1 protein-coding gene is annotated in these 620 nt (G+C 66.5%); it reads right to left on the bottom strand.

Annotated features, from left to right (window positions below; genetic code table 11):
• A partial coding sequence (locus OI69_RS18755) for a putative Ig domain-containing protein (protein ID WP_039354246.1) occupies nucleotides 1-620 on the bottom strand: 620 nt, incomplete at both ends.

Genomic DNA, 620 nt, shown 5'->3' with positions numbered 1-620 from the left:
GCCGTCGCTGGCGGTGACGCGGATGCTCAGGTTGCCGACATCACCGCTGCCCGGTGTGCCAGAGAAGGTGCCGGTGGCAGGGTTAAACGTCAGCCAGGCAGGCAACGCCGTGCCGTCAGCCTGTGTGGCGCTGAGCGTCAGGGGGTCGCCGACATCGGGATCGGTAAAGAGTCCTGACGGTAGCGTGAAGTTCAGGCTGCCGCCCTGTGACAGCGTCTGTGGCGGAACGGTGCCGGAGACCACGGGGGTGTCGTTGGCGTTGGTGACGCTCAGGGCAAAGGTGGTATTGACCGAGGCCGCGCTGTCGCTGGCGGTGACGCGGATGCTCAGGTTGCCGACATCACCGCTGCCCGGCGTGCCGGAGAAGGTGCCGGTGGCAGGGTTAAACGTCAGCCAGGCAGGCAGCGCCGTGCCGTCAGCCTGTGTGGCGCTGAGCGTCAGGGTGTCGCCGACATCAGGATCGGTAAAGAGTCCTGACGGTAGCGTGAAGTTCAGGCTGCCGCCCTGTGCCAGCGTCTGTGGCGGAACGGTGCCGGAGACCACGGGCGCATCGTTGATGTTGGTGACGCTCAGGGCAAAGATGGTATTGACCGAGGCCGCGCCGTCGCTGGCGGTGACGC

The sequence above is a fragment of the Pectobacterium fontis genome (assembly GCF_000803215.1).
GTDB classification, from domain to species: Bacteria; Pseudomonadota; Gammaproteobacteria; order Enterobacterales; family Enterobacteriaceae; genus Pectobacterium; species Pectobacterium fontis.
The sequence above is the reverse complement of the archived record's forward strand: the minus strand, read 5'-3'. Positions and strand labels throughout refer to the sequence as shown.